Origin of the sequence: Methanosarcina sp., from assembly GCF_035390745.1 — an archaeon.
GTDB lineage: Archaea > Halobacteriota > Methanosarcinia > Methanosarcinales > Methanosarcinaceae > Methanosarcina.
Genome location: NZ_DAOOUJ010000096.1, coordinates 1 through 7,401, shown reverse-complemented (window position 1 = coordinate 7,401; position 7,401 = coordinate 1). Strand labels below are relative to the sequence as shown.

General features: G+C 43.9%; 6 protein-coding genes. 4 read left to right on the top strand and 2 right to left on the bottom strand.

Annotation, left to right across the window (positions count from 1 at the left end):
• The first annotated feature begins 255 nt into the window (after positions 1-255).
• The 4 genes from aspS to PLL47_RS14075 all read left to right on the top strand — a co-directional run bounded on the left by aspS (position 256) and on the right by PLL47_RS14075 (position 5,965).
• Positions 256-1,590: an aspartate--tRNA(Asn) ligase gene (aspS, locus tag PLL47_RS14090; RefSeq protein ID WP_324447078.1), complete on the top strand. Its 1,335-nt coding sequence runs from the start codon at positions 256-258 to the stop codon at positions 1,588-1,590.
• Positions 1,591-1,712: 122 nt separating this feature from the next.
• The gene (rpiA, locus tag PLL47_RS14085; protein WP_324447077.1) at positions 1,713-2,417 is read left to right on the top strand and encodes a ribose 5-phosphate isomerase A; all 705 of its coding nucleotides are present in this window, start codon (positions 1,713-1,715) and stop codon (positions 2,415-2,417) included.
• Positions 2,418-2,759: 342 nt separating this feature from the next.
• Entirely contained in the window at positions 2,760-4,397 is a 1,638-nt protein-coding gene (thsA, locus tag PLL47_RS14080; protein ID WP_324447076.1) for a thermosome subunit alpha, read from the top strand.
• A gap of 596 nt (positions 4,398-4,993) precedes the next feature.
• Positions 4,994-5,965 carry a zinc ribbon domain-containing protein gene (locus PLL47_RS14075; protein ID WP_324447075.1) on the top strand — a complete coding sequence of 324 codons (972 nt, stop codon included), beginning with the start codon at positions 4,994-4,996 and terminating at the stop codon, positions 5,963-5,965.
• Between the two features lie 20 nt (positions 5,966-5,985).
• Here PLL47_RS14075 and PLL47_RS14070 read toward each other — a convergent pair whose 3' ends face one another.
• A complete protein-coding gene (locus tag PLL47_RS14070; protein ID WP_324447074.1) occupies positions 5,986-6,639 on the bottom strand; it encodes a DUF2119 domain-containing protein in 654 nt (217 codons plus the stop codon).
• Positions 6,640-6,655: 16 nt separating this feature from the next.
• Positions 6,656-7,348 carry a S4 domain-containing protein gene (locus PLL47_RS14065; RefSeq protein ID WP_324447079.1) on the bottom strand — a complete coding sequence of 231 codons (693 nt, stop codon included), beginning with the start codon at positions 7,346-7,348 and terminating at the stop codon, positions 6,656-6,658.
• Positions 7,349-7,401: the final 53 nt, after the last annotated feature.

Here is a 7,401-nt window from a genome sequence, read left to right as displayed (position 1 = left end):
CTTGAGCTCGCTTAATAGTAATCCGTAAATTAGTCTGCTTGAGCTCGCTTAATAGTAATCCGTAAATTAGTCTGCTTGAGCGAGCGAAGCGAGTGAAACGGACGGCGGGCTCCCGAATCGCAACTCGGGTGGCGCAACTCGGGCGGTGCAACAAATACATTAATAATGAGTTATGACTATTCACCTACGTTTCAGCTACGTTTCAGCTTCATTCTTATATTTACGTTCAATTTACCCCTTAATTAAGGTGAATTTATGTCTTTAGCAAATCTCAGAACGCATTATACAGCCGATGTCAGGCCGGATAAGGTTGACAACGGTCAGAAAGTTACCCTTGCAGGCTGGGTCCATGAGGTCAGAGACCTCGGAGGGATCTGTTTTGTCGTGCTCCGGGACAGGGAAGGAAAGGCTCAGGTTACACTTGTAAAGAAAAAGATCGACAAAGAGCTCTTTGATGCAGCCAGAAGGCTTGTCCGCGAATCCGTAATTTCCGTGACAGGCTCGGTCAAGTTTGAAGAAAAAGCTCCGAACGGATACGAACTTCTTCCTGATGAAATCAATGTCCTGAACGTTGCAGGTTCACCTCTTCCTATGGACACCACTGGAAAGGTAGAAGCCGAACTCGATACAAGGCTTGACTCCCGCTTTATCGATCTGAGAAGAGCCGAGACAACTGCGGTTTTCAAGATCAGACATGAATCCCTCCAGGCTATCAGGGAATACTTTGTAAAACACAACTTTATTGAAACCGCAACCCCAAAGGTCGTTGCTACTGCAACCGAAGGCGGAACTGCCCTTTTCCCGATCACCTACTTTGACAGGGAAGCTTTCCTCAACCAGAGCCCCCAGCTTTTCAAGCAGATCCTCATGAGCGGCGGTTTTGACAGGGTCTTTGAAATCGGTCCGATCTTCAGGGCAGAAGAGCACGATACCCGCAGGCACTTAAACGAAGCAACTTCCATTGACGTTGAAGTCAGCTTTGCCGACCACTTCGATGTAATGGAAATCCTTGAAAACCTTGTGGCTTATGTTTACACCCGCGTAATCGAGAACTGCAAATCCTCTCTTGAAGTGCTCGGGGTTGAACTGAAGGTTCCGAAGACTCCTTTCCTGAAACTTACCTACGACGAAGTAATCAAGATCATAAACAGCCGCTGTGAAGAGAAAATGCAGTGGGGAGATGATCTGGGCACGCTTGGAGAGCACACGGTCGGAGACTATGTTTACGAGACTACAGGCGAGTCCCATTACTTCATTATCGACTGGCCAACTGAAATCAAACCTTTCTATGCCATGCCTTATGAGGACAGGCCTGAATTCAGCAAGTCCTTTGATATGATGCACCGCACAATGGAGCTTTCTTCTGGAGCCCAGCGCATTCATATTCCTTCTCTGTTGAAGAGCAGGATCGAGTCCCAGGGCCTGAACCCTGACGGTTTTGAATTCTACCTTAAGGCTTTCGAATACGGAATGCCTCCGCATGCAGGATGGGGAATGGGCTGTGAGCGTTTTGTCATGACCATGCTCGGAACTGATAATATCAGGGATACCGTACTCTTCCCGAGGGACAGGAGAAGACTATCTCCCTGATCCTCCTCATTTTTTCTTTAAATATGATTATTTTAATTTGAAGGACTTCCTGTTTCTGAAAATGTTTGTTACATCGTTAGCTATTTAGTTAACTTTTTTAGAGCTGAAAGGCGGTAAATAAAATGACGGATAGAAATACCTCTACTGATTCTCCAGAAAAAAGGGCAGCAGGAATTGCTGCAGCAGGGCTTGTCAGCTCCGGAATGGTTGTCGGGCTTGGTACAGGTTCAACAGTTGCATACACTATAAAAGAACTCGGAAGCCGTGTGAAAGAGGATGGGCTCGATATCCTGGGAGTTGTTACTTCCTATCAATCCGAAATGCTGGCAATAGATGCCGGGATCAGGCTGACCACTCTTTCTCAGAATCCTGAACTGGATATTGCCATTGACGGGGCTGACCAGATAGACTCCGAACTCCGTGCCATTAAAGGAGGAGGGGCAGCTCATACAAGGGAAAAGATCGTTTCCGTATCTGCAAAACGGTTTGTGGTCGTAGCTGACGACTCTAAAACCAGCACACAGCTTGATAAACCTGTGCCTGTGGAAGTCATGCCCTTTGCAAAAGAACTTGTGCTAAATAAGATCAGGGAACTCGGGGGAGTACCGAAACTCAGGTCTGCTGTAAAAAAGGATGGACCCGTAATAACGGACAATGGAAACTTTGTTATTGATGTGGATTTTGGCGTTATAAAAGACCCGGAATCTCTTGCTCTTCAATTATCTGCAATTCCGGGAGTAGTTGAGCACGGGATTTTTTGTAATGTAGATGAACTTTACATTGGAAAAAAAGACGGGTCTGTGGAAATTATATCAAGGCAGAAGTGAAAAGGCTCGTGGATACATAAAGTTAAAGGCAGCAATTCTCTCTGAATGTTCTTTGCAGGTAAATGCAGCAGTTCTGACAGAAAACTGCCTTTTTTGCTTCAAAGGATAACAGGAAGCGGAAACAGTATTCTTTTTGTAAAATAACCTGCCTTACCGGCATATTTTTATAGAAGTATTATCAGTTATTTCCTGATAAATTACTATCTGCAAGTCAAACAAACTGCGCAAAATAGGGTGCCTGGTTTTATATTTCGAAAAGAGCCGGAAACCAGTAAATAATTTCAAATTATCAATCATTTGTCCTTCAATTCGTACCATGTATTTTCAGGAGGTTTTGTTCAGATGGATAAAAGTGGTCAGCCAATCTTTATAATAGATCCGAGAAAGGAACAAACAAAAGGAAGAGACGCACTCAGCATGAACATTGCAGCCGCAAAGGCAGTGGCAAATATAGTTAAGAGTACGCTTGGACCCCGGGGCATGGACAAGATGCTTGTAAACCCTCTGGGAGATATCACCATCACAAACGATGGTGCCACTATCTTACATGACATGGATATAGAGCATCCCACAGCCAAGATGATCGTGGAAGTTGCCCAGTCTCTGGAAAGTTCTGCAGGGGACGGGACAACAAGCGCTGTAGTGTTAACAGGCGCCCTGCTGGAAAAAGCAGAAGGTCTTATTGAAAAAGGAGTCCACCCGGCTGTAATAGTTAAAGGTTACAGGCTTGCAGCAGAGAAAGCTGTTGAAGTCTTTGAGAACCTGGCAATTCCTGCAAAAGACAGAGAACTGCTTATTAAAACTGCCAGAACATCCATCACTGGCAAGGCTTCTGAAAAATACAGCAATTTGATTGCAGAAATCTGTGTGGATGCTGTTCTTGCCATTTATGAGGACGGGAAAGCCGACCTAAAAAACGTTATTATTGCAAAAGATGTCGGTGGACTTGTTGAGGATACAGAGTTCGTTGAAGGCATTGTGATCGACAAAGTTGCCCTCGATAAAAATTTCCCTCTCAAAATTGTAAATCCCAATATCGCACTCATTGATGCTCCTATGGAAACTGCAAAGACAGCAAACAAAGCAAAGCTTCAGATAAGCACTGTAAGTGATATAGAAGGTTTCGTAAAGCAGGAAGAAGCAGCCCTCTTTGAGATGGCGGACTACATTATCAGGGCAGGTGCAAACGCTGTATTCTGCTCCAAGGGCATGGACGACAAGGTCGCAGCTTACCTCCAGAGCAGGGGCATATACGCAACCCGCAGGGTGAAAAATGAGGATATGCAGCACCTTGCAGATGCTACAGGAGGCAGGCCTGTAAGGAACATAAAGGAACTTACGGAAAAAGAACTCGGGCACGCCGGACTTCTTGAGCAGGACAGGGACGATGATCAGGGTAAAACCTACCTCAGGGACTGTAAAGGTGCAAAATCGGTCTCAATTGTTCTCCGCGGTGGTACAGAGCATGTGGTGGACAACCTGGAACGTGCAATTGATGATGCCCTCAGGGTTGCAAAATGCGTTGTTGAAGACGGTAAGGTTGTTGCCGGCGGCGGGGCTTCGGAAATGGAAGTTGCAGTCTCTCTCCGTTCTTATGCCCCCAGCATAGGCGGACGTGAACAGATGGCAATTACAGCTTTTGCTGAGGCTCTTGAAGAGATTCCGAGAACAATTGCAAGAAATGCAGGTCTGGACACCATCAACTCTATCCTTAACCTGCGTGCAAAACACGCCGATAACAAAAATGCAGGTTTAAACATCCTGACCGGCGCTGCTGAAGACATGCTTGAAAAAGGAGTTGTTGACCCTCTCAGGGTAAAGGTCAACTCGATCAAAGCAAGTTCTGAAACTGCGGCAATGGTGCTTCGTGTGGACAGTATGCTCCGTGCCCAGCGTACCGATATGCAGGACGTCAAACCAGAGCACAGGGCAAGCACCTATGATGGGATGTCTGCACCTGCACTCAACATGCGCAGATAAACCTGATATTCAAATTAAGCCTTCCCTTTCTCAGTTTAATGATTGAAAAGGGAGTTATCTGGTTTATTAAAGATAAGCTGCAGACTTTTTTCTGCAGCCCCATTTTTGAAAACTCTTTTCAGGAGATGAACGCATTATTCTTTGCGTTTCTATCCTTTACGCTAATTCTAAATCTTTTTTCTTTTTTTTAATTTGATTTTTATTTTCTATCCTATTATTCAACTAATTTTATCATTAAGCTATCATTAAACTAACTCAATTATATATGTAAGTAATTTTTATATTCAAATTATAAATGCTCAAGACGATTCAGCGTTCATCATCTGGCTGACGTAAACTCAATTTACGGGATACTTTTAAAGCTATGGTGTTTGTCCAGGAAACGGGGGGAAAAATTAACTGGACCGATAACCACGCTCCGGTGAACTGACTTCTGGTTACCTGAACCTCAGTAAGCCGGATTCAAAAAAAGGGCTCATGAAAGAACTCCAGTGAAAAAGAGCTTTAACTGCCTGGTTAAGCTTTATTTTTCATTTTACAGGGTTGGAGCCTTAAGTTGTCTTAGTCGAAGAAAACCCTTAAGAGGTAGTTGGAAGTTGTACTGCGATCACTGCGGAGTAAAAATAGATTCGGAAGACCTTTTCTGTTCAGGCTGCGGAAAGAGGCTAGAAAGTAAACCATCTGCGGAGAATTCTGATAGTGAAATGGGGAATTCCGGGTCCAGAATTTCTGCTTCCAGAGAACATAATTATGAAAAAACCGCAGGTTCCTTTTTTAAATTCCGTAAAACTTCTATCCAGAAATATTTCTTCCAGAGCATACGGATAATTGCTTTAATTTATATTTTAGGAGTTTTACCGATAGTATTCTCAACTTTTGCTCTTAGCTCCAGTAAATACCCTGATGCTGATAAAAATATCCGTTTGTGCGAGCAGATAGCAGCTGACTACTGCAGTAGCCATACTTATTCAAAAGATGATGTTTATGACTGCGACAACATGGCGCAGGATATCTGGAATATGTTAAAAGCAAAAGGCATTAACGCAAGAATAGCAGTGGGATATATTGAGTCTGCAGATAACAGCAGAATTGCAGATGAAAATACTGTCCATAAAGAATCTGATTCCGGGAGGCTGGGACAAATTGAAATCCCCAGCCGCACCTATGGAACTGCGAATCTCTTAAATTCAAGCGCTATTGAAAGTTTCAATCATGCATGGGTTCTTGCTGAGGTCTATCCGGGTTCATGGTTAGCCATAGAATGTACAGCTGGATATACCGTTTACATGGATGAAAACGAAAACTACTATCAGGGACTTACTTTCAGTAACCCGAGAAATTATAGAAGTTTCCTTTCCCTCTACAGGGACTGGAAAGCAAAATCTCTTGACTATGAGAACGAGAGACAGTATTATAATGAGCTTATACGTTCATACAACAACGCAAGCGCATCCAAACAGACTTCCATGGAAAGCGGGATTAAGGTCGCTCAGCGCGAACTTTACGAAAAAGAGAAAGCATTACTTAAAACAGACTCGGAACTGAACGCTTTACTGAAGTATGGATAAATATTTTTTTAAACATTCTCTCAGATTTCCCCGTAGAAGTTACGGTAATCTTCGATAGCTTTTCTTGCCTGTTCCGGAAATTCTTTCTTCAGGTATTCAATGAACTCGTCCCTTGCCTCCGTTTCTTTGATGACTTCGAGAACGCTGGCAGCAAACTCCCTCGACTCAGGATTTTCTTTCTGGATTTCAAAAGAAAGGCAAAGAGCTTCTTTTGGAAAATACTTTTTCCTGACCCGGGGAGAAACCGAACCCATCAACACGCCTGCTTTCAGGATGCTGTAAGCAGGTACCCCGATTCTTTCCAGCCTTTCCCTTCCTGCAAGTTTTTCAAGATTTTCTCTGGAATAAGAGTGAAGCTCGATATAGATTTCAGGATTCAGGGCTTCAATGGCTTCAAGTATGCTTTTTCCCATCACAGGGTAGTAAGCCGGATCCAGAGTCGAAATATATTTTCCCCTGCTGACAAGAGGGATCAGTGCAAGAGTCCCTTTTTCAGGAGGATTTATTTTCATCAGGATTTCTGTTGTGTCTTTCCACTCATCCCCGTGTAGCCCTGCAACAAAGAGACGAACAGGTTTTCCGTTACCGTAAACCTTGAATCCGATCTCATCTGCACATGCATCCGTAAAGTTATACCTCTCAGGAGAAGAACCAGCTTTTTCTTTAGCTGTCATCCTTTTGAATCCCTTTTTATTCTTTTTCTTCAGGTGATCCCTTTTCTTCAGGCAGAGGTTTTCTTGCGACCACGTAAATCTCCTGCTTTTCGGAGCTGACGACCTGCTGGATTTCGAGTCCCAGATTCTCAATCTTGCTCAGGATAGGTTTCGGGTTTTTCTTTTTTGGAATTTTTATTACCTGAAGCAGCCTTCCTCCTTCTTTCAGGAGAGGGAGCATTCTGGAAAGAGCTTTGATTGAATCCTCTGGCTCAAGAGTCATGTCTGAGAGAATAACATCCACAGGCTCCTCGGAGAGCTCTTTAAGGGGTATGGTAAATACGTCCCCGAATATTACTTCAACATTGTCTCGCTCGTATGCAATTTTTCCAAGTTCGCTCCTGAAATCCCTGCTGAACTCTATGCCTTTTACATGGTCTGCAATCTCTGAAGCAAAAAGGAGAAAACCGCCTGCACTTGACCCCAGGTCAAGAACCCTGTCTCCAGGTTTAAGGATCCCGCTTTCTTCCTGAACATACTTGAGTTTGAAATAACCCTGCGGCTTGTCAAGCCCTTCAGCAACTTCTATTTTATCATCAATTGAGACGTCTCTGGAGACTTTTGTTACCACAGTGCCGTTGACTTTAACGTTTCCGTCAAGAATTGCGGTTTTTGCTCGTCCCCTGGACTTGAAATGTCCCATCTCTACAAGGTATGCATCCAGTCTCATGGGGCAGTGTATCGGCAGAGCCTGTATATATAAGTAGCAAGTGGAAACAGGTG

Bases quoted from the DNA above. Each gene is read 5' to 3' on its own strand.
- PLL47_RS14065 (WP_324447079.1), bottom strand. From the start codon at position 7,348: ATGAGACTGGATGCATACCTTGTAGAGATGGGACATTTCAAGTCCAGG.
- aspS (WP_324447078.1), top strand. From the start codon at position 256: ATGTCTTTAGCAAATCTCAGAACGCATTATACAGCCGATGTCAGGCCG.
- PLL47_RS14070 (WP_324447074.1), bottom strand. From the start codon at position 6,639: ATGACAGCTAAAGAAAAAGCTGGTTCTTCTCCTGAGAGGTATAACTTT.
- rpiA (WP_324447077.1), top strand. From the start codon at position 1,713: ATGACGGATAGAAATACCTCTACTGATTCTCCAGAAAAAAGGGCAGCA.
- thsA (WP_324447076.1), top strand. From the start codon at position 2,760: ATGGATAAAAGTGGTCAGCCAATCTTTATAATAGATCCGAGAAAGGAA.